Genomic DNA, 23,291 nt, shown 5'->3' on the forward strand with positions numbered 1-23,291 from the left:
TTTTGGCTCGATTAAATATTTCGTGCAGTTCAATTCACTGTTATTATGTACAGCATATAACAGCGAACACATAAACAGTAAGCAAAGAATGCGAATAGGTCACTCATGTTAACGGATAAAGTCAAAAGTCAGATCCGCACTATCTATAAAGATATCGCGACGGCAATGCCAAATTTTCGCTCTCGCCGTGAGCAAAACTATATGGTGGCTGAAATATCTAAAACACTGGCCGGTGAATATGACAAACACCGTCGCATTATGGTTTGTGAAGCCGGCACCGGTATTGGTAAATCCTTATCCTATATTCTTGGCACGATTCCGTTAGCCATTGCCAGCAAGAAAAAAGTCTGTATAGCAACGGCAACCGTAGCATTACAAGAGCAATTACTGCATAAAGATTTACCCTTCTTTTTGCAACAGTCTGGGGTAGACTTTAAATTTGGTTTAGTCAAAGGCCGTCAGCGCTATGTTTGCTTAGCAAAGCTTGAAGCCATGATTGGCCCCGAAGACACCTCACAAATGGCGATGTGGCAGACAAAGCCTGATCAAAGCCAGATTGACCAACTCAAAAAAATCCATAAAGATTACCAAGATAAAAAGTGGAACGGTGAAATCGACACTTTAGAGCAACCTGTTCCTGACTTTTTATGGCAGCAAATATGCTGTGATAAACACAGCTGCCATCGTCAGTTATCCAATCATCATAACTGCCCTTTTCATAAAGCCCGTGAAGATGTCGAAACCTGGGACGTACTCATTGTTAACCACAGTTTGTTATTTGCCGACTTAGAACTGGGCGGCGGCGTTATTTTACCAGAGCCTGAAGAGATGTTTTATGTCATCGATGAGGCGCATCATCTGCCAACAGTTGCCAGAGATTTCTCCAGCGCCCAAGCAAGTCTTCGCGGCACAGCTGATTGGCTAGAAAAGGCAGGTAAAACCTGCTCTAAATTACAAAACCAATTAAAAACCACTCATATTATTGCACCAGTGCAAGCGATGCTAGATCACATTAATGAGCTGGTTAGCCAGCTTAATCAAGTGGCACATTTTTGTGATACCCAGCCGCAGCTCTTTGCCAACCCAGAAACCCGTTTAAGATTTGAAAATGGCAAATTACCAGAATCATTACTCATACAGGCCGAAAACTTAGCTTCAGCATCGAATTCTGCATTAAAGCAATTTAATAAAATTCAAACCGTTTTAAGTGAAGCGATAAAAGATGGTGAGTTACCTAAACATCAATCAGAAACAGTGCTTTCAGAAGCAGGCTTTATTTCCCAGCGTTTAGAAAACTTGCATAAATTATGGAAAATGCTCGCTAAAGAAGACTCAAAAAAAGGTGCGCCCATGGCGCGCTGGGCTGAACTGATCACAGGTAAACAACAGGATTATTTATTTTGTGCGTCTCCTATTGAAGTGGGTTTCATGCTCGAATCTATGCTGTGGCAAAAAGCCGCAGGTGTTGTATTGTGCAGCGCAACACTGCGGGCGCTGAATAATTTTAATCATTTTGCCCATCAAGTCGGGTTATCATTAAATGATGGCAGCCGCTTTTTGGCGTTACTATCGCCATTTGATTATCAAAATAATGCCACATTATTTATTCCTCAAATGAAGAATGAGCCTACAGATGAAGCCTTTACCGATGAGCTTGCAGAGCAGATATTGGCATTAGTTGAAGATGAAATGGCAACATTGGTGCTGTTTGCCTCTTATTGGCAAATGGAAAAGGTGACAGATCAAATTATTGGTAAAATGCCTAAAGAGCAGTTATTTGTTCAAGGAACTATGCCAAGACAACAGGTGCTAACTCAACATAAAGCCCGTTGTGATGCCGGAAAAGCCAGTATTATCTTTGGCACAGGCAGTTTTTCAGAAGGATTAGATTTACCTGGGGATTACCTTACCAACCTGATTGTCACCAAACTGCCCTTTGCAGTGCCGACATCACCAGTTGAACAAGCACATGCGGAATATATAAAAAGCAAAGGTGGCAACCCTTTCCTACAATTAACCATTCCAGATGCGTCACGTAAATTAATCCAAAGTTGTGGTAGATTACTGCGCAAAGAAGACGATTATGGCCGAGTGACTATTTTAGACCGCCGCCTAATTACCAAGCGTTACGGTAAATCGTTACTCGATGCCCTACCGCCATTTCGTAAAGTTATTGAATAGGTATTTTTTTGGAATTTTTGTTAGACCCTAGTCATTGGGTCATTCTGGCGATAATTGGTGTTGTTGCAGGTTTTATAGATGCCGTTGTTGGCGGTGGCGGTTTGCTTTCTATCCCTGCACTGCTAACGATGGGCGTTCCACCCCATTTAGCATTGGGTACCAATAAGCTCGCAGCCTGTTTCGGCTCTATTACTGCAGGTTATACCTACTACAAACAACAACTCATTAAACCTTCCTTCTGGCGGGCTGCATTTTTGACGACCTTTATAGGTGCCATCATCGGCAGTTTTTTAGTTTATTTTATTGATGCTGCTTGGCTCGAAAAAATCTTACCGCTGATCATTATCGGGATTGCAATCTACACCCTTATAAGTCCCAAAGCGATGGGCGAAACTATCATCAATCAACCCACCGGGTTGCCATCTCAAAACAAACAAATAGTGCAAGGAATGACCTTAGGTGCTTATGATGGTTTTGCAGGCCCCGGTATTGGCGCATTTTGGACAGTATCCAGCATCAGGCTGCATAAGCTGCCATTATTAAACAGCTGCGCCTTAGCAAGGCTAATGACCTCAGTGAGTAATGTTACCGCATTAGTCATTTTTGCCTTATTAGGCGAAGTGGATTGGATATTAGGTTTGTGGATCGGTGTTTGTATGATGGCGGGATCATTTATTGGGGCTAAATCTGCTATAAGATTTGGTATTCCCTTTATCAAACCGCTATTTATCATTACTGTATTATCCATTGCAGCACATTTAGCTTGGACGGCTTGGCTATGAGAAACACCAACCAACTCATTTACCAATTAAAACAGCAGCTCAGTTCATTAGAACAAGATGCCTTACATCACGATCAGCAATTACCTGCGCAACAAAAGAAAATGCTGCAAGATATTGAACGATTTAATTCACAATTATTTATTCAACAAGGTGCCCAATTAAGCCCTTGTATTGCCCAATTAAAAAAAGACATTCAGCAATTAGAAAAGCAACTTTCTTTCAAACTTGATGTCAGAATCATTGAGCTTAGCTGCCAGCGCATTCAAGATCGCTTTACCGCATTAAGACGAGCCTTAGTGACCACCAACCTGAATGTGAATACTGAAAAGCAAAAACGTGACAATAGCCGTGCACGCTATGCAAAAAAACAACAGCAACAACATTCAGACAGTGGCTTTGGCTGGATAGCCAGTAATGTAATGAAAAACAGCCACCAAATTTATCAAGAGCTGAACAAACATTTGAATTGGGCTACAACCTTTGAACAAAAAATAGCAGAAATGGAATCTGCACTTGCAAACTGTCATAGTACTGACAAAATCAGATTACAAAATGAAATTCTCTCTCTACATCGACGCTTAGGAAAATGTCGTCAAGCAATTAGTTATATAGAGGAAAGAATCCAGATGTTTGAACGACCTAATAGAAATTTAAATCGTTAAGGAGCAACAATGAATTTTACCCGAACGCTAAGTGCCACTTTACTTGCTTTAGCTACATCAACATCAGCTTTAGCGGCAAATTTAACCATTCCAATGTCGTTTGAGTATTTAGCATTGGATGGCAAAGAAATTGATACCAATAAGTTTACCCATAAATCAGATCTAGACCTTAGTAATGGCTCCCATAAAATAGCCATCCGTTACCACGATATGATTGAAGATGACTTCAGCGATAGCCAAAGCTTTATAAAATCAGCGCCTTTTATTGTCACTATTATAGTCGATGGCGATCATGAGTATTTTCTTAAGCCCGCAGACGGAGAATTTGTAAAACGCCCTAAAAGCTTTGCTAAAGATCCCCAAGTGATTATCTCACGCCAAGATAATGGCAAAGTCGATTACACAATTACCCAAACCGATTTTGAAGAAGGTTCATTTTTAGGCGGGTTATTTGGCAGTAATAAAGGTGATGATATTGACGCATTAGCAGCTTCTGCAACCAGTAGCAATGTCGCTCCAGCCGCAGTAAACACTGCAACTGCCACAACAGCGGCCGTGACCTCGACCGCAGTAGTTGCTAGCACACCTGTGACTCAAACTGCGACAGCTTCCGCAACGACATCGGCTGTAACAGATAAAGCGGCAACTCATCCTGAGCAAATGCTGCAATATTGGTGGTTACAAGCTGATGAGCAAACACGCAAAGAGTTCATGAGTTGGGCTATTAAACAGCTTTAATGACTATTCCACTCGTTTATCACGCCAGCTACTCCAAGCTGGCGTTACCTAAAAAGCATCGGTTTCCTACCAGTAAATATCAACGTTTACAGCAATATTTACTTGAACAAGGTCTCGCTATCCCGCAAGATTTTCATCAGCCAAGCCCCATCGATATTAAAGTGTTAAAACAAACCCATCAAAGTGACTATGTTGATGGCTTTATCAATAACACCCTTACTAATAAAGTGCTGCGCCGTATCGGTTTTCCTTGGAGCGAATCACTGGTTAACCGCACCCTTCACGCGGTCAATGGCACAGTGCTAAGCGCTAATTTGGCAATTGACCATGGTATTGCCCTACATTTAAGTGGTGGCTATCATCATGCTCATTATGACTTTGGCAGTGGTTTCTGTGTCTTTAACGATTTAATGATTGCAGCCAAGCAAATGCTTATTAAGCAAAAAGCCACGAAAGTGCTTATTATCGATTGTGACGTACATCAAGGCGATGGCACTGCGGCATTGTCTCAAACCCAAGACAACATAATAACTTGCTCGCTTCATTGCCAAAAAAACTTCCCATTTAGAAAGCAACGCTCCCATCACGATATAGAATTTGATAAACACACTCTCGACGATGAATACTTATCGGTTATCAAACAAGTGATCCCATACCTTATAAGCATCCATCAGCCAGATCTTATCCTTTACGATGCCGGCGTTGATATTCACCAAGATGATGATTTAGGCTATTTAGACATATCAACCAAAGGCATATTGGCCCGAGATACATTTATTTTACAGCAAGCTAAGCAGGCAGAAATCCCGATTGCAGCGGTGATCGGAGGCGGTTACAGCCGCAACGAGCAAGCACTAACTCAAAGACATAGCCAACTTTTTATTGCAGCCAAGGCAATCTGGTAGCACACTAATGATAATCAGATAAACAAGTTAAATTTCATTCTATAGGGAGTCAAGGATGCAAGTTGATATTCGTAATTACTATGAAGTGCTTTTAATGGAAATATTAAGAGACGAAGGCTTACTCGAAGAGCTACCAGAGGAGTATTTAGCTGATTTATGCTGCGTTACCTTAAATCAACTTCCAGTTCGCTACATAAGACACCTCGTTGATACTTATTTTTTTGAAGATTATGCAGAACTGCAACAGATGAAAAACGAGATCCATAGCGCACTTGAAAAGTCACGACAGTTTTTAAAAGCCAACCTTCATAAAAAGTTAGTGGAAGATGCAGAAAGCGCAGCTAAAGAGCCTGCTATCAAGAAAATGCCAAACATCTAATGCGCAAAAATTTTAAATGGCTAGGTTGGTTTACTAAAGAAACACTCAACATAAACGCTGATAAAAAACGTTATTTTAAGTAAAGTAAGGTGTTTAGAGAGTTTTTGAATGAAATACTAGGAGTATTGGAGGTTCCCCTAGAGCCACACCCCGGCACACGAGTCACTTGCTGCGGTTGCTCCCTTCCAGGCCTGGCCGAGTTCACAAGTTATCATTGCGGGGGGACCCTAAGGTCACCATTGATTTCTAATTAAGCAAATAAGGTTAAATATCTAATTATCTTAAACATCTAAAATTAGTCCTGCTTAACGAGAACAACAGGATTATCCACTAAGCACTGACCATGTTCAAGTTAAATTCGCTCACTTTTATCAACAAAGCGCTCGACTGCACAAGCTTTACTCGATCCCGGTTAAATTAGCTCATTATTTAACTGATTTAAGTATACAGCACCTGCAAAGTGCCAATTCAATTCGAGCTTACCAATACACAACACAATATACAGCAACTTGTCAGCTAAAATTAACTGCCAAAACCTCGCACTCAGCAAAATTATTTGACCAAGTGATAATGCACATCAACCACAATAAGATCACGATCACACTTTTAACCAAAATCAGCCTTTAATCATCAAAAAACACACAATTTGCTCAGGTTTTAACCCATCTTTCACAAAAATCACTTATTATTAGTAATGGCAATTTTAGCAATCTATTTAGTAGTGAGTAGAACATTACCAAAATCATTGCAGACATTAGGGCTTACTGAAATTGGATACCAAACTGGGTTTTTGGCGTCAATCAACAAAAAACACCCACAGAGAGCAACTACTGATTATCGGCAGTTTAACAACTTAAAAACAACGAGTTGTAAATTGCAGAATTTAGAAGTACTCCTTTCGGAATAGTAAGATCTTAATCACGGTGGCGACGTAGACAAGTGGTTAAAATAGTAGAACTTATTTCGAATAAGTTTGGATAGTATCCATACGCTTGATTTTATGATGAAGGATCAAGTGAAAATAAATCTCTTGCAGGGAAAAATGATGAATAAATTTAATTTAAATACGACTGCTAAAGCGGTATTCAGTGCGGGGCTATTAGCTTTTGCATTGACTGGCTGTGGCAGTGACGGAAGTGATGGTAAAGACGGTGAAGATGGAGTAGTCGGCAAACCGATTGGTTCTGTTTCATCGCTAACAAGCACTATTACTTCAGCTAGCGTTGATGAAAACAACTTCTTATCTGTAGACTTCAAATTATCAGATCCGAATGGTGTAGCCGTAACTGGTTTGACAATAGCTGACGTAGCAACCATCACTTTTGGTCGTGTGGGAACAGCTGATGAAATTGGTGAGGATGAAATTGTTAATCCAAGCCCAGATAGACAAATTTGGTTAAGCTACTTCAATAAAGACAAAGGTGACGGTTATTTCACAGGTTCTAGTTCTTATTCTGGAAACGTTGATTGTACTGACTGTTTTATCGATAACAAAGATGGTAGCTATTCTGTCACTCTCGATAAAGCCATCGATACCCTAGATAAATATGATTATGTTGCTGATACAACTAATGGTGTTTACATGTCTATTAAGACAAGTAACAACCAGTCAATGACTCTCGTCAATAACAGCTTCTTTTATTGGGTTCCAGCAACTGATGTTGCTGCTGAAAAACCGTTACAAATTTTGGCAAACTCTGATTGTCAAACATGTCATAGAGCCGGCCAAGATGGTGAGCTTGCTATGCATGGCAGTAAGCACGTAACGGAAGAAGCTTGTTCTTTCTGTCATACCGATTACAACAGTTACATTAAAGAAGACAAAGATGCTGACGGCAATGTAATTGGTGAAGCGTACGAGTTTGATGGCTCTATTAAAGGTATGGTTCATAGTATTCATACTACGGCTAACTTCTCGGATGAGGGTGTTTATCCTCAAATGACGTCAAACTGTTTGACTTGTCATAATCCAAATGAAGACTTCAACTTAACCGATAGCTGGAAAGCTGATGTTGATGCCACTGCATGTTGGAGCTGTCACACCCCTGGCCCAGCAGCAGAAGCGGCAGGCGTTCCAATGGCTCACCACGCAGGTGATAACTGTATTAGTTGTCATACTGATGAATCATTTGCACGTGGTGCATCTGAAGCACATTACGCTTTAAACAGCAATCACCTAGGTGCGACTATATCTGTTAAATTTAACAGCATTAACGTTGCTACAGATGGTTCACAAATCACTACAAACTTCACTGCTATGAATGGTGAAGAGTTAGTGGCTTTGGCACAGTTATCTTCTAAAAGCTCTATTGCGATTAATGGTGTAACTGATAATGACTTCCTAGTTACTAGTCAAAAAACATCCGAGTTCACAGAACAAGCAGATGGCTCTATCTCATCAACATTTAACGCAACAGATTTTGATATCACAACGTTAATTGATGCTGATGCAACAATTGCTTTAAGCAGCCAGTTACAAGTTTGTTCTTACAGAGGCGTTATTGCTGATTGTGATGAAAACAATGATAAACAAGGTAAAGGTTATATCTCTTCAAATACCTTCTACTTTGAGCAAGATGGAAGCGTTGTTGAAGAGTCTCCACGTAAACAACATGCAGAAATGACAGATTGCCAGCAATGTCACACAACAGAAATCCACCATAGATACTCAAACGACATTGATGGTTGTGCAACTTGTCACAATGGAACCCGAGTAAATAGTTCTGGAATGACATCAAACCTTGCTTATGTAGCGCATAGTAAGCATTACGTTAATGACGCTGGCGGTGACTTATTCTTTAAGAAAACAGAATGTCAAGCGTGTCACGGTGATGACGGTTTCTCTATTCAAAACATCAAGCCAACAGATACTCCTGTCGCATTTGGCACAGATGATGTAGGCCAACTTTTAGTGTCGCCACAAACCGCAGCTTGTTTAAGTTGCCACGTTCCACCTTATGGTTTGAACGAGTCAACTATCCAGCACATTGAAACTAACGGCGGTGTTGTGGGTAGTATTGACCAGGTTGGTGTACCTGCAGCTGATTATGATGTGCTTTATGAAGGTAAAGAGCAATGCTCAACTTGTCATAAAGATACGCAAATTTTAGAAGCTCACTCTAACTGGGGTGGTAATTAATATTTGCTAAAATAAAAAAGAGTCGCACCTGTGCGGCTCTTTTTATTTAAAAAATATTAAAATTGATTTTTCACAAAATATGTACCTATTTATAAATAGACTGATCCGCTTCACAGTCTCAGTCGACATATAAAGATTTTTCTCTAATTGTGGATTAATCTTATATTAATGAATTTAAAATCCAAAAAAGCTAAATTGACTCAATAGACTAAGTATCTATGTAGCGCAAAAGCTAAGTCAAAATTAGCAATGTCTTATTGATGCAGGGACAAATGATGAACAAGAAAAATTCCAAATTAGCACTAATGCTCGTAGCAAGTGCAGTAAGCGTGGCCTTAAGCGGCTGTGGTAGTGACGGAGATGATGGTAAAGATGGTATCCCAGGCCTTCCAGGCGGCGAACCAGCTGAAACGATTGCACAACTTAATCTTGATGTCACTAAGGTGACTTATGAAGATGGTATGCCTATCGTTGAAGTATTCGCAACCAACGAAGAAGATTTAGTTGTTGTTGGTTTAAAAGATATTTCAATTAAAAATTCTGCACAGTTAATCCCAGCCGGAGCCACTGGCGCCGGTAATAGTGCTAATTGGCAGAAGCTAGGTTCTACATCGACTTTTGTGGATAACAAAAATGGTAGTTACGAATTTACCTTCGACAGCTTTGACACTGACACATTTAATGCTGATTTAACCCAACGTTTCAACGTTGTATCAAAAGCCTCTACCCTACTTGACGGCGTAACGCCCGTTCCGGTAAGTGAAATCGTTGCTGATTTTGATGGCGAAGGCTATGAAGCTAAATATACTAAAAATATTGTTTCACATGAAGTCTGTACAGCTTGTCATGCTGAAGGTGAAACTATTCACCATCAAGCAACGACAGCAGAAACCTGTATTACTTGTCATACCCAAGAGTGGGCTGACGGTCGTGGTAAACCTGAAGTTGCCTTTGCTCACTTAGTGCATAACGTTCACAACTCAAACAAAGCTTGGGGCCATAATGATAATACCGCCGAAACAGCTCACGCCATAGTTCAAGATAATTGCCAATCATGTCACGTTGAGTCAGAAGACTTAACTGAATGGGGTAACTGGACACGTGTTCCAACCATGGAAACTTGTACTAGTTGTCATACAAACATCGACTTCGAAGCAGGCCAAGGTCACCCACAACAGTCTGATAATTCAAACTGTATCGCATGTCACAATGCCAGCTGGACTGAAGAAATTCACACTAGCGGTTTGGCTGAGAAAAAAGCCTTCATCGACATGTACGGTATGAATTCAACCCTTACCGTTAATGAAGACAACTCAGCGACGCTTTCTGTATCTATTACTGATGCAACAGGTAATGCACTTAATGCATCTGATTTTGTTAGCCAAATTCAACGTTTAGAAACAATCACAAACGTTGGACCAAACTTCCCTGTAATGGGGTACAACGCAAGTCCTGGAACGGGTTTAGCAAAAGTTGCTGTTGATTTAGTAAGCGGTGGCGAGTTGCAAGATATGGTATCGGTTGTTGCTGGTAACTTAGAATACACTATACCTTCTCTACCATTTGGTGTTGATTCACCAGCTGGTATTCAAGACACTGATACTGCTTTCAGCTTTATTGGTTTAGAAATGTGTAACGATGGTGTTGCAACTGTTGATTGTGGTGACGATGTCATGACGACCAGTATGAAAGCAGATATGACATTTGGTACTTTCTCAGGTGAAGCACCAAGCATGCGCCATACTGATTCTGTCGCATTCTCAACTTGTCAAAACTGTCACGGTGAAACTTTTGAAATTCATAAAGGACATCATGCTGGTTTCGTTATGACTGAACAATTAGGTCGTGAAAATGCTGATGGCGAAGTCATTATTGGTGTTGATGCTTGTGTGACTTGTCATACCCCTGATGGTACATACGCATCTGGTGCAAACCAAGGTGCTTTAGAAATGAAGCTTCACAGTGTTCATGGTGCTGAAGATATCATCAGTGATTGTACTCAGTGTCATAACGACTTTAATCTTGATGCATTCAAGCTTAAAGGCGCATTAGCATCATCGGTCATCGAAGCTTACTCAGATCCTGGTCAAAAAGAGAGCTTGTACACCACCCCAATCACAGCAACTTGTGCTTCTTGTCATGGCTTTGAAGAAATCAAGAATCATGCTCAAAGCCAAGGCGGTTTAGTTAATGGGCCTTACCAAGAGGCGAATGATGCTGCTCAGTTAGAAACCTGTTTCTTCTGTCACGCACCTACTATTTTCGATCACACCGCGGTGAAGATGTAATTTACCCTTAAGGGAGAAGCTTGCTTCTCCCTAAGATTACATAAATCACATCAACATCATGGATAGATTGGGAAGCCTCACTATGAAAATCAAAATGAAATTAAACACTTTAATCCCGACATTTATGGCAGTTGTTTTGCTATCGCTTGGGATGTCTCACTCGGCTTATGCGTCGAAGTGGGATGCAAAAATGACACCTGACGAAGTTGAAGCCGTACTTGATAAAAAGTTCGAAGAAGGTAGTTATTCACCTAAAGGCGCTGACTCATGCTTAATGTGTCATAAGCGTTCAGAAAAAGTAATGGATATCTTTAAAGGTGTTCATGGCGCAATTGACTCATCAAAAAGCCCAATGGCTGGCCTTCAATGTGAAGCGTGTCATGGCCCAATGGGTAAGCATAACCGTGGTGGTAATGAGCCAATGATTGCTTTTGGCCCTAACTCAACCTTAGCACCTGAAAAGCAAAACAGTGTTTGTATGGGCTGTCACTTAGACGACAAGCGTATGTCTTGGAACACTAGCCATCATGATAATGCTGATGTTGCTTGTGCATCTTGTCATAATGTTCATACTGCAAATGACCCTATTTTGTCTAAAAAGACTGAAATGGAAGTCTGTACTAGTTGTCATGTTAAAGTTAAAACCGACATGAACAAACGCTCAAGTCATCCAATGAAGTTTGACCAAATGACCTGTAGTGATTGTCACAACCCACATGGCAGCATGGCTGATTCAGATCTTGTTAAACCAAGTGTCAATGAAACATGTTACTCATGTCATGCTGAAAAACGTGGTCCAAAACTTTGGGAACACGCACCAGTGACAGAAAACTGTGTAAGTTGTCATAACCCACATGGTTCAGTTAACGAAGGAATGCTAAAAACTCGTGCTCCTCAGCTATGTCAGCAATGTCATGCCAGCGATGGTCATGCTAGCAATGCTTACTTAGGCAACACAGGAATGGGTTCTAATGTTGGTGATAATGCCTTTACTGGTGGCCGCAGTTGTTTAAATTGTCATAGCCAAGTACATGGTTCAAACCACCCTTCTGGCAAATTACTTCAGCGTTAAGGATGTACGACTATGAAATTTAAACTGAACTTAATCACCTTAGCGCTAGTAGCCAATGCAGGTTTTGCAATGGCCGCTGATGGCTACGGTGTCGGTAATGCCAACACAGACAAAGTCAAATATGACAAGTGGGTTTGTAAAGGTTGTGCTGTAGAAACTGGCGTAACCGGTAGTGTGGGTGTAGGCGTTGCGTATAACAGCGAAGATGATATTCACTCTGCCAATGCATTTGGCAGCAGCAACGAGTTTGCTCCCAAAGTTGATGCTGATATTAACTATATTGGTAAATCGGGCTACCGCGCTAAAGTTGAAGCCACCGATTTAGGGTTAGACAATGGCCGTTTAGATGTGAATGTTGGCAAATTAGGCCAATATAACTTCAACCTTAATTATCGCTCAATTGCTACTTATAGCTCTAATACCGTGATGTCTCCATACAGTGGTATTGGTGGTAACGATTTAACCTTGCCTGACGGCTGGGTGACAGCAGGTACAACTGACGGTATGACTGAGCTTGGTAACAGCTTAAACCCGTTTGAATTATCACTTAAACGTGAACGTGCAGGTTTAGGGTTTGAATATCAAACTGAGTCACTATTCACTACTTATGTGAATTATCAACGTGAAGAAAAAACCGGCACCAAAACGGCATCGGGTAGCTTTTTCAATCAATCTATGATGATTGCAGAGCCTGTTGATTACACCACTGATACCATCAATGCGGGTATTAAATTTAGAGGCGCTAACTGGTTCACTAGCCTTAACTATGACGGTTCTATCTTTAAAAATGATAATGCCCAGTTAAGCTATGACAATGCCTTTAACCCAACGTTTGGTGGCCAAACCCGTGGTTATATGTCATTAGACCCTGACAACGAATCACATATTGTGTCGTTATTAGGTCAATACAATGAAAATGGCGCAGCTATCAGTGGCCGTTTGATGTTTGGTCAAATGACTCAAGATCAAGATTTAGTCACCTCAGGCTATGGTTACAGCGTACCAACGGAATCAATTGATGCCAAAGTTGATATCACCGGCTTAACGTTAAAAGCAGCTAAGCGTATCAACCGTGAAGTTCGTGTTACTGGTAGCTACGACTACTCAGATCGCGACAACAACACCAACATCGAAGAGTGGACTCAAATCAGCATCAATGATGTCAACGGTCAAGTGGCTTATAACACGCCATACGATCAAACGACTCATCGCGCTAAGATTGCTGCAGATTACCGCATTACTCGCGGAATGAAGCTTGATGCAGGAGTTGATTATAACCGTGATGAGCGTAGTTATTCAGAGCGTGAAGTCACTGAAGAAAGCACAGTTTGGGCCCGTTACCGTTTAAACAGTTTTGATAAATGGGACATGTGGATTAAAGGTAGCTTTGGCAGCCGGGATGGTTCTGATTACCAAGCGTCTGAGTGGACCTCTTCAGAAAATAACGACTTATTACGTAAGTACTACATTGCTGATCGTGACCGTAGTATGGTTGAAGCGCGAGTGAGCTATAGCCCTCTCGAAGCATTAGCCATCGATTTTGGCGCGCGTTACGCACTTGATGATTATACAGACACTGAAATTGGCCTAACTGAGTCGAAAGACACTAGTTACGATATCAATTTCAACTACATGTTTAATAAAGATGTGATGCTAAATGCATTTTATAATTATCAAATCATTGAGTCACAACAAGCGGGTAGTAACACATTCTCAGGTCCAACTTGGGAAGCGGATATCGAAGATACTATCGATGTTGTCGGTGCAAATTTAAGTTACAACAACTTAATGGATAGCCGTTTACGTTTAGGTTTAGATTACACCTATTCAGAATCTGACAGTACGACTCAAGTTCGCCAAAATGTTACTGGCAACTACGGTGACTACTTTGCTAAAGTGCACAACGTCAATTTATATGGTCAATACCAAGCCACTGACAAAATGGCTGTCCGTTTAGACTACAAAATTGAAAAGTACTTAGATAATGATGCAGCCAATGATATCCAACCAGATACCATTTGGAATGTAATGAGTTTTGGCAGTAATAGCCATGACTACACAGCACATATGATTATGTTAAGTGTAAATTACAAATTATAAAACTAAGTAAAAAATACCAGCCTGCTATCGCAATATAGCAGGCTTTTTTTTGCGATAAATTTAACGTTTTGTGCAGTAACTATCAATAAACTACAAATAATCTGCAATTACTAAATTAACAAAAGCTATTACACTAATAGTCGATTAAAATTTACTGCTAGTGCCACTATCTTTGATTTCATACAGTAGAAATAGCCAAATTATTATGCAAAAAACATCAATTGTTCTGCTTAGCTCAATGGTTGCATTTCCGGCATTTGCCGCCAGTTCAACCGTTATGACCAATAACAGCATTCTTATCTTCATTGCTTTAATGGCCTTTACTTGCGTTAATGCTATCGCGCAAGCTAGCTGCTATTTTGCAGGCTTATACGTGCAAAAAAGTGTTAGCCAAAAGCATGTCACACTGAGCTTAGTGTTTCCGCTTATTGCGTTAATTGGCTTTATTGCCGAGTATCAATCCTTGGCACAATTTATTCTATATTTGGGCGCTGTGTTATTGGGCTTTGGTGCGGCGTTAGTGCCACTGTTGTTAACCAATAAAAAAGTGCCTTGTATGCAATCGGCGTTAATACTACTAACAGGGGCGATTATTATTTTGCCTTTAAGCATTATTGTTGCCCCAATCAGCCTGTTTTCTATTGTATTGTGCCACTTAGCCTTAAAACAAACGCCTATTGCGCCAGTGGCAAAGTTTTCGACCATATTGACACTGTTAACCAGCTACGGTTTATTTGGCTATTGGCTATTCCAGTTGTTTAACCAAATTTCCGTCGCCTAACCATCACTTACACTTTGGTGGTTTTCAGCTGAATTATATATTTGTGGGCATTTATCATGAGATGAGTGCCCATTTTCATTTTTACTCCTGGCCTAAGTCCTATCCCCAAGTCCTGCCCCTATCAAAGCCAGCTTTATGGCTAATATCCACTTATCCAATAGCAATAATAAAATTTTTCAATAGCTGCTTCGTTTTAAGCATTTATCAAACATGCATTTACTGCTAATTTATTCATAAGCTCAGGTTTAAACGCCAATCACTAAGTTACTACAGGTAGGACACCTATGAAAATTGTCATTGCGCCAGACTCCTTCAAAGAAAGCCTCAGCGCCTTAGGTGTTGCTAATGCCATTGAAGCAGGTTTTAAGCGAGTATTTCCTGATGCTCAGTATTGTAAAGTGCCGATGGCCGATGGTGGCGAAGGTACGGTGCAGGCTATGGTTGATGCAACCCAAGGGGAAATTATCAGCTTGCAAGTCACAGGCCCCGAAGGCACTCCTGTAAACGCTCATTACGGCATCATTAATCAAGATGCTCAAACTGCGACCGCTGTGATTGAGATGGCCGCAGCATCTGGCCTAGATTACGTGGAACGTGCTAACCGTAACCCTATGCTAATGACAAGTTATGGCACGGGTGAATTAATAAAAGACGCTTTAGACCGAGGTATAAAACATATTATTTTAGGTTTAGGTGGCAGTGCGACAAACGATGCCGGTGCAGGTATGGTCCAGGCGTTAGGTTTTACCTTACTTACAGCACAAAATAAGCCTATTTCTTATGGCGCCTTGGGGTTAACCGAGCTTGCAAAAATTGATAACACATCAGCTCACCCGTTACTGGCGCGATGTAAAATTGAGGTGGCCTGTGATGTAGATAATCCGCTATGCGGCCCTAATGGCGCATCCGCTGTTTTTGGTCCTCAAAAAGGCGCAGATGAGCAGATGGTTACAGAACTTGATGCTGCATTAGCTCACTTTGCCAAGGTGGTTTGTGCAACTCATTCACTTACAACGACAACTGAGCTCGCTGAGTTTCCTGGCGCAGGCGCGGCCGGCGGTATGGGCTATGGGGTGATGACACTACTCAATGCCAAGCTAAAGCCGGGGGTCGATATCGTCATTGACACGGTGAAGCTTGCAGATGCTATCGCTGACGCCGATCTCGTCATCACAGGTGAAGGACGCATGGACAGCCAGACATTAGGCGGTAAAACCCCAATGGGTGTGCTGCAACAAGGTATACATCAAGACGTACCTGTCATTGGCATTGCTGGCTGCTTTGGTGATGGCGCCGAGCTAATTTTAGCTCAAGGCATGACAGCGATATTTCCTATTATTCCGTCATTAGCACCACTGGATGATATTCTGGCTAACGCCCATGACAACCTGGCGAATACTGCGCAGAATATCGCCGCAATTTATCAGTTGTCGCTGAGTAAATAGTCAGTTTGAGTTAAAAACTTGCTGCGAAATAATCCTTGCAGTAAAGTTAGCCCTCATAATGGCCATGAAAGCGCTTATATCAATATATTTAGCACATTATTGGCCCAAGAATAAAAATGATGGCACCAGTTAATGACCAAACACGACCGCATAGCACAAGCATCAGAGGCAAGTCTTCTGCGTATTTTTACCGTACCTGAAGATGCTGACTCAACATTAAGCATTATCGAGCAGAAACTTTCTGAAGACTTAGCGGGCTTTTTAGGTAAGAGTATTGCTGCATTAGAAAAGCCATTATCACTTATTGAAACTGACTTTAAAGCGTTTCAAATTCCTGATTCGCCTCGTTTTGTATCTGATTATACTGACGAAATAATGCAAAATCTGGTAGCACACTCGGTGCATACCTCGGCGCCGAGCTTCATCGGTCATATGACATCAGCGCTGCCCTACTTTGTTTTACCCTTATCTAAAATGATGGTGGGCTTGAATCAGAACTTAGTCAAAATCGAAACATCTAAAGCATTCACTCCATTAGAGCGCCAAGTGCTGGGGATGATGCATCACTTAATTTACAGCCAAGACACTGACTTTTATGAGCAATGGATGCACAGCGCTAACTACTCCCTTGGCGCATTTTGCTCTGGTGGCACGGTGGCCAATATCACCGCATTATGGATAGCACGAAACCAGTTACTAAAAGCTGATGGTAATTTTAAAGGCATTAACCGTGAAGGATTACCTAAAGCACTGAAACACTATGGATATGACGATTTAGCCATCTTAGTGTCTGAGCGCGGCCATTACTCAATTGGTAAAACCGCTGACTTACTGGGTATTGGTCGAGACAACATCATCAGTACCCCCACCACTGCGGACAATAAAGTCGATGTAGCGGCCATGCGTCAAACCGCCTTAAAGCTCGCCGATGACAATATTAAGGTAATGGCCATTGTGGGTGTTGCTGGCACCACCGAAACCGGTAATATCGACCCACTAGTTGAACTGTCAAAACTCGCCACTGAACTCCAATGCCACTTTCATGTTGATGCAGCTTGGGGCGGGGCCAGTTTACTGTCGAACAAATACCGCTATTTACTCGATGGCATTGAATTAGCCGACTCGGTCACTATTGATGCCCATAAACAAATGTACGTGCCTATGGGTGCGGGCATGGTGTTATTTAAAGACCCAGAGCTTGCACATGCCATTGCTCATCATGCCGAGTATATTTTGCGAGTAGGCTCTAAAGATTTAGGTAGTCAAACCCTCGAAGGCTCACGACCTGGCATGGCAATGCTAGTGCATGCTTGTTTACAGATCATCGGTGGTGACGGTTATGAGATTTTAATCAACAACGGTCTAGAAATGGCCCGTTATTTTGCCTCGCACATTGCTGCAGATGAAAATTTTGAGCTCATCACAGAGCCTGAATTATGTATTTTGACCTACCGTTACGTGCCTAAGACTGTTCAACTAACAATTGATAAAGCATTAGCTAATGATGATATAAATACTGTAGAGCGCTGTAATTACCTGCTTGACCGCTTAACCCGCTTTATTCAAAAGCATCAACGTGAACAAGGTAAATCATTTGTCTCACGTACGAGAATAAAACCGGCTAAATACCACCGTGAAATCGTCACGGTATTTAGAGTGGTATTAGCAAACCCGCTTACTACCCATGAAATTTTACATGATGTGTTAAGTGAACAAGCCGAGATTGCCACATTAGATAATGAATTTTTACCGCAGTTATTATCAATAGCAAAAGCCTACTGATTAAGCTTGCTTTATTCTTAGACGCTCAAAAATAAGCCCACTGTAAAGTGGGCATATTTATACAAGTTATTTATTCTCCAAAACACTTAACTGCTTGCACTACAGCCGTAGTGGCGCTGAATACCAATTCGGGTCATAGCGGTCACATCTAACTCAATATACCTTCTAGGTTTTATCCACTAATAGACTCTTGTGGTGTAATGGCTATCAAAATTAACATAAACAACTTCCACATTATCAAACTATAACCTCGCTGAGTACATCTTGCGCTCATGATTGACAGCTTCGGGCACCAAGCAACATTAAACTTAATGATAAAACAATCAGCTAACGTTTAATCACTAAAAATAACCGACTGCTCATGCTCATCCGCCGTCACTGAGTATGCACTCATAGACAGAAGCAAAAGCATCATTATTTTTAAGCTGCGAACCAACAAGATTAATATCCTTACTAATAAAGTGTGATTTATTGTAACGCTAAATGAACAGTTACACATTCACTATCAATTAAGACACGATAATTCCTCAAAACATTATTCAATAATAAGCAATAAAATCAAAATGATACACTAGCATTGACAATTATTTAACTTGATAAGGTTTTTAAGAGTAGAAATTAACAACCTATCTATATCAGGTCATCATTTTTCAAAATATGGCAGAAATAGACCATGTGTGCTAATTTAAATGGTAGATTCGGAGTTAGATATGATCCTCTAATACACCACGGTGATGAAAAGGAAATGATTCATTATGTTTAAACAAACTCTATTTTTAGTCATGAAGTTGTCTATTCAGAGTCGAGCTATTTCTGATTTTCTAAAAACAAATTTAGGTTGTGAGACCCTATTCATTAGCAGTGAAAGAGATCTATCTCACCTCGAAAACACATCAAATCCATTATTACTTGTTGATGTCGCTGACTTACCGAATATTGATGAAAGTTGTTGGGATAGTTTATTTAATGAAGATATTAACCAAGTGCATACCGTTTTACTGAATACTGCTCAAAACTTCAAAAAGCGAGATTTACTCGATTGGCCAAATTGTTGCGGTGTTTTCCCCAAATCATGCTCACTGGATTTATTGAAGCGTGGAATGCGAAAAATTCTCGCGGGTGAATGTTGGTTACCAAGAACAATGATGAGCGAGTTACTGCAACACTACCGAAAGGATGAACTCCCTCCAGAACAACAACCCGTCTCTCTCACTCGCCGTGAGCGTGATGTACTGAAATTACTCACCACCTGCAACTCCAACATTGATATTGCTAATGCACTATTTGTGAGTGAACACACGGTTAAATCTCATCTTTATAAGGTATTCAAGAAAACTGAGGTTAAAAACCGTATCCAAGCGGTGAATTGGGCAAAGGTTCATCTACATACAATATAAAAAATCCTCCAATGAAATAAAATTGTAGAGAGTAATTTAGCGTTATTTGTTTCAATTGAGTCATCTTCTTTTCTATAGCTGAAATCTGTTTTAGCTGCTGATAAAACAGATTTAAAAAATAGTGACTTACTGATCCCCTCCGCCAAAGAGCGATGTTATTTAATAAGCAGCTTTAGATTAAAAACCTCCAAGGCCTAATGCACTGATATCGATATGAATCTCATCTTCATACACACCACCAGGCCTATTTTCTGTTTCACCTATTTGAATCGTCATAGGAATTCTTTGACCGTTAGGGTTTTGCGGTGCATTAACAATTAGCTGATTACCTGCTTCCGAAAAATCAATCACACTGCCAGCAACACTGAATTCGTAGTCAACATCCCAGCGTTCATGCTTACTTTGGTGTCTTAACTTACCTTGATTATCTGAACGGAAACTAATTTCATAGCCTGTAGTACTACGAATATACAAGTTAGGATCGATGTTTACCTTTTTACCTGTTGTTAATCGCCCAAGGTCTAATGGGTAAAGCCTTTGAGATAAGCCGTAAAAGCTAATGCTTGCAACAGGTGGAATACGAGATGAAATTAATTGGTTACGTTCATCTAGAACTATCGATGATTGTTCTGGGCTTGGGATGAGTTGAACGATTAATTGATTTGAATAATCCCCAGCAGCTCCAAATTGTTGTGACGGGAATCGTAATTGAAAACGAAAAGTAGATTGGTTCGGTGATACCTCTGCAAACCAGTGTCTATTTTGAATAAAACTGCCGGAAGTTTGAAGGTATGGCGTAAATGATAATAAATTGCCACCTTGACCTGTAAGTTCATACCCTTGCTGGACAGTTGAAATCATTAAACTCAAGGAGCAATCTTCATTGAGGTCACTAAAATTTACTTTCACCTCATAAGACTGCACTAAACCAAAAGTACTTGTCGCAAACACATCATATTGATTTTGAACACCTGAACTCATTAAATTGACACTTTGCACTCGAGCTTCACAAGCAGCAAAAGCGCTAATAGTAAATAAACTAGAACCGATAATTATAGCGATCAGACAGAAAACCTTCTTAAGTTTTGTCTTAATCAACTTGATAGAGTTAGTCTGAGTCATATGTCCTCCTAGGAGATGAGTGTGTTATACATCTCGTGTTAATCAACATAAATCTTACCTAAGCGAAGTAATGCACCACTTTCATCGCTAATAATAAACTCGTATGTACCTACTGATTCGCTATTTAGCTTGAGTAAATAGGTGCCAGGTTTTAGGCCGCTAATCGCAAATCGTCCGCTGCGATTAGTAAAAAAGTCTAATGCTTCAAAGTTTCTATCTGTTTGAGATATCGCTTTACCCGCTAATAAACTAACAGGTTCACCCGTTTTGTTATCAAAAATTGACCCCATAGCCGTGATAATTGCATCAGAGCCCACTTGAAGTGAGTAACCTTGTCTATATCCAGGATTGAGCGCGAACACCCCTTCACCTAAATCGTAACCAGGAGGTAAATCTGTTACATCATAGGAAATTAATTGCTCATTATATGCGACAAGATCTGGAACGACCATTGCACCTACACCGTCACTATGCACTCTCGCCCCTTCATCTGACATATCCACATCAATACGATTATTTGCTAAGTTAGCGTGCGGTTGAATAATGGCAAAACTATCTCCGACAGGTCTACCTAAAGCAAATTGAGAACCCGAAAACACTAATGCTGATGAAAGTTCTGCTCGGCTAAAATGACTACTTTGCTTATTCGTAAAGTCGGTAAACCGGCTAGTATGTTGAAGGTTGGCTTGATACCGATTAGCAGAGTAATCAATACCCGCTTCTAGGTTAGCATCTGTATCACTGGTTCGCTGTGCACCGATAAACATATTGACCCCACCTGTTTTTCCGATGCCGTTAAGATAACTATATTCCGTTTTTAAATCTTCTAAGTCACTGCTATAACTACTCACCACGCGAGATGAACCAAACGGCCAACTTAGAGTAAGTAATGCATTAAATTCGTTACTTTCATCCTGATTATCTTTGTGTGTTAACCGAACACTCCAAGTGGCTGGGGTATCAAATAGATCACCAGAAAGTGCTGGGCTAATAGTCCAATAATCACCTTCCTTTTGATATACATCAATATAGTTAAGGGTTAGGCTAACTCGCAAAGCCTGAGTGATTGATCGGCTATAACGGCTGGTGAAAAAATGTTTGTTAATATTTAAAGAAGAAAGTAAATCTATAGGGTTAAAAACCGAATCATCAGATCTTTGAAACAAATCATCGACTCGAGTAAATGACTGAGAAAAATATTCATAAAAAAAACTGAGTTGAGAATTATCAGGGCCATCTTCGAAACTGACATCAAGCCCTAAACTGGCAGCCGCTCCTTCGCCAACTAAATCTTGGTTACTATAAGCAAGGTTTAAATCAAACACACCTAATCCTGTAGCAAACAAACTCCGTTGCCCCAGTTGGTAGATTTTAGGTGCCGCCTGCATGTTTACGCCTAATGTTAGTGATGGCGTGAGACCGTACTCCAACATACCATCGACAACAAATGCATCGCGGTCGTATTTAAGCTTGTCTTCAACTAAATCACTCGTCACTCCTGAACTAAATGCATATTCAAATTCTCCAGGTTTTAGCAGATCCATACCCGTGGCAATACTAAAATTTATTCGTTCTTGACGTCCATTACGATCGGTTATCAATAACTCAACATCACTAACGCCTTCGGCTAAAGGAATATCCTCAAGATTATAAGAACCCGCACCAAGGCTGAGCCTTTTTACTACCACCCCATCGATTAAAACATCAACTTCAGAAGTTCGTTCTAAAGTGAATTGACGTGCAGCCGTTGGCCTAACATTTCTGGTTGGAATAAGTGAAAAGTCACGAGAAATCCCTAACCCAAGAAAATCAATACCAGACTGAAAACCACTGGGGCGACTATAAAAATCCCCCAAAACCATACGAGTACCCTGGCTAGGAAAGTCAATATTAAGACGCGTACCTTGGCGAGAGTACTCTCCAGATTGACCATCTAAATGATTGTAAACCGCCTCATACTCCAAAACGGCATTTCGGTAATTAAGCCCAGTTTCAAGAAGGTGGTTATAATCGAGAAAATTTTGGCTATCATCACTAATATTCGAAGTATTGGTAGCAGACAAGTGAAGATTTACATAACCATTCAATGATGATGCTTCTATATATCGACGGGTATTTTTGCTGGGAGCAAACGATAGGCCGCTAATTTTAAGCGCCTCAATAGGTGCTTGCATTATTAGTTCAAAAGTTGACATGTCAAAAGTCAAACTAAGCCCAGCCTTTGAAAAATCAGCTTGGTTTAATACATCATCATGCTGAAATGTCGATAATAGCTCAAGCGTTTCCGGTACCAGGGTGTCAGCCAACAACGCCAAAGTGGATGTGGCTGGCAGTTCAATTTTTTGATCTGCTGTTATCGTTAATTCAACATCACCAATTGGACTGTCTTGTAATCGAAACAAACTTTGTAGATTAATATCCCGCCCAGTGGGGTTTAATATTACGTCCTCAGCCATGAGCGTAAAAGAGAGTAATAAGCACATTAATATCAATCGTTGAATTAATTTACTCATAAAAA

General features: G+C 40.6%; 16 protein-coding genes and 1 other RNA gene. 14 read left to right on the top strand and 3 right to left on the bottom strand.

The window, feature by feature from the left end; all coding sequences use genetic code 11:
- The first annotated feature begins 105 nt into the window (after nt 1-105).
- From dinG to AB4160_RS01180, 6 genes are read left to right on the top strand one after another with little or no spacing between them, the layout of a single operon-like run.
- Nucleotides 106-2,181: an ATP-dependent DNA helicase DinG gene (dinG, locus tag AB4160_RS01155; RefSeq protein WP_372003280.1), complete on the top strand. Its 2,076-nt coding sequence runs from the start codon at nt 106-108 to the stop codon at nt 2,179-2,181.
- An 8-nt stretch (nt 2,182-2,189) separates the two neighbouring features.
- Nucleotides 2,190-2,963, top strand: a complete 774-nt coding sequence (locus AB4160_RS01160; protein ID WP_102436086.1) for a TSUP family transporter — start codon at nt 2,190-2,192, stop codon at nt 2,961-2,963.
- Nucleotides 2,960-3,625 (top strand): primosomal replication protein, encoded by a 666-nt coding sequence (locus AB4160_RS01165; protein ID WP_102436088.1) that lies wholly within the window; start codon nt 2,960-2,962, stop codon nt 3,623-3,625. Before AB4160_RS01160 ends, AB4160_RS01165 begins: the two co-directional genes overlap by 4 nt.
- Nucleotides 3,626-3,634: 9 nt before the next feature.
- Entirely contained in the window at nt 3,635-4,363 is a 729-nt protein-coding gene (locus tag AB4160_RS01170) for a DUF2057 domain-containing protein (protein WP_102476368.1), read from the top strand.
- Complete coding sequence (locus AB4160_RS01175) at nt 4,363-5,268, top strand: histone deacetylase (RefSeq protein WP_102436092.1); 906 nt, start codon at nt 4,363-4,365, stop codon at nt 5,266-5,268. Before AB4160_RS01170 ends, AB4160_RS01175 begins: the two co-directional genes overlap by 1 nt.
- A 55-nt stretch (nt 5,269-5,323) precedes the next feature.
- Nucleotides 5,324-5,647, top strand: a complete 324-nt coding sequence (locus tag AB4160_RS01180; RefSeq protein WP_102436094.1) for a late competence development ComFB family protein — start codon at nt 5,324-5,326, stop codon at nt 5,645-5,647.
- A gap of 134 nt (nt 5,648-5,781) precedes the next feature.
- On the opposite strand, the gene ffs is transcribed toward AB4160_RS01180, so the two are convergent.
- An RNA gene (gene ffs / locus AB4160_RS01185) (signal recognition particle sRNA small type) lies at nt 5,782-5,878 on the bottom strand.
- A gap of 811 nt (nt 5,879-6,689) precedes the next feature.
- Between ffs and AB4160_RS01190 the strand changes: the two genes are divergently transcribed.
- The 8 genes from AB4160_RS01190 to AB4160_RS01225 all read left to right on the top strand — a co-directional run bounded on the left by AB4160_RS01190 (nt 6,690) and on the right by AB4160_RS01225 (nt 19,651).
- Nucleotides 6,690-8,786, top strand: coding sequence for an OmcA/MtrC family decaheme c-type cytochrome (locus AB4160_RS01190; protein WP_372003284.1), 2,097 nt, complete (start codon nt 6,690-6,692; stop codon nt 8,784-8,786).
- 272 nt (nt 8,787-9,058) lie between these two features.
- Complete coding sequence (locus AB4160_RS01195) at nt 9,059-11,074, top strand: OmcA/MtrC family decaheme c-type cytochrome (protein WP_372003287.1); 2,016 nt, start codon at nt 9,059-9,061, stop codon at nt 11,072-11,074.
- 82 nt (nt 11,075-11,156) lie between these two features.
- Nucleotides 11,157-12,146, top strand: coding sequence for a DmsE family decaheme c-type cytochrome (locus tag AB4160_RS01200; RefSeq protein WP_303445679.1), 990 nt, complete (start codon nt 11,157-11,159; stop codon nt 12,144-12,146).
- Between the two features lie 12 nt (nt 12,147-12,158).
- Complete coding sequence (locus AB4160_RS01205; protein WP_372003290.1) at nt 12,159-14,246, top strand: MtrB/PioB family decaheme-associated outer membrane protein; 2,088 nt, start codon at nt 12,159-12,161, stop codon at nt 14,244-14,246.
- 205 nt (nt 14,247-14,451) lie between these two features.
- Nucleotides 14,452-15,027: a hypothetical protein gene (locus AB4160_RS01210; RefSeq protein ID WP_102436104.1), complete on the top strand. Its 576-nt coding sequence runs from the start codon at nt 14,452-14,454 to the stop codon at nt 15,025-15,027.
- A 284-nt stretch (nt 15,028-15,311) separates the two neighbouring features.
- Complete coding sequence (locus AB4160_RS01215) at nt 15,312-16,472, top strand: glycerate kinase (protein WP_372003293.1); 1,161 nt, start codon at nt 15,312-15,314, stop codon at nt 16,470-16,472.
- Between the two features lie 132 nt (nt 16,473-16,604).
- Entirely contained in the window at nt 16,605-18,254 is a 1,650-nt protein-coding gene (gene panP / locus AB4160_RS01220; RefSeq protein ID WP_372003296.1) for a pyridoxal-dependent aspartate 1-decarboxylase PanP, read from the top strand.
- Nucleotides 18,255-19,009: 755 nt separating this feature from the next.
- Nucleotides 19,010-19,651 carry a LuxR C-terminal-related transcriptional regulator gene (locus AB4160_RS01225; protein WP_372003299.1) on the top strand — a complete coding sequence of 214 codons (642 nt, stop codon included), beginning with the start codon at nt 19,010-19,012 and terminating at the stop codon, nt 19,649-19,651.
- A gap of 177 nt (nt 19,652-19,828) precedes the next feature.
- Here AB4160_RS01225 and AB4160_RS01230 read toward each other — a convergent pair whose 3' ends face one another.
- Nucleotides 19,829-20,773, bottom strand: coding sequence for a hypothetical protein (locus AB4160_RS01230; RefSeq protein WP_372003302.1), 945 nt, complete (start codon nt 20,771-20,773; stop codon nt 19,829-19,831).
- A gap of 38 nt (nt 20,774-20,811) precedes the next feature.
- The gene (locus AB4160_RS01235) at nt 20,812-23,286 is read right to left on the bottom strand and encodes a fimbria/pilus outer membrane usher protein (protein ID WP_372003305.1); all 2,475 of its coding nucleotides are present in this window, start codon (nt 23,284-23,286) and stop codon (nt 20,812-20,814) included.
- Nucleotides 23,287-23,291: the final 5 nt, after the last annotated feature.

It is taken from the genome of Shewanella sp. 10N.286.51.B8 (genome assembly GCF_041469325.1).
Lineage (GTDB): Bacteria > Pseudomonadota > Gammaproteobacteria > Enterobacterales > Shewanellaceae > Shewanella.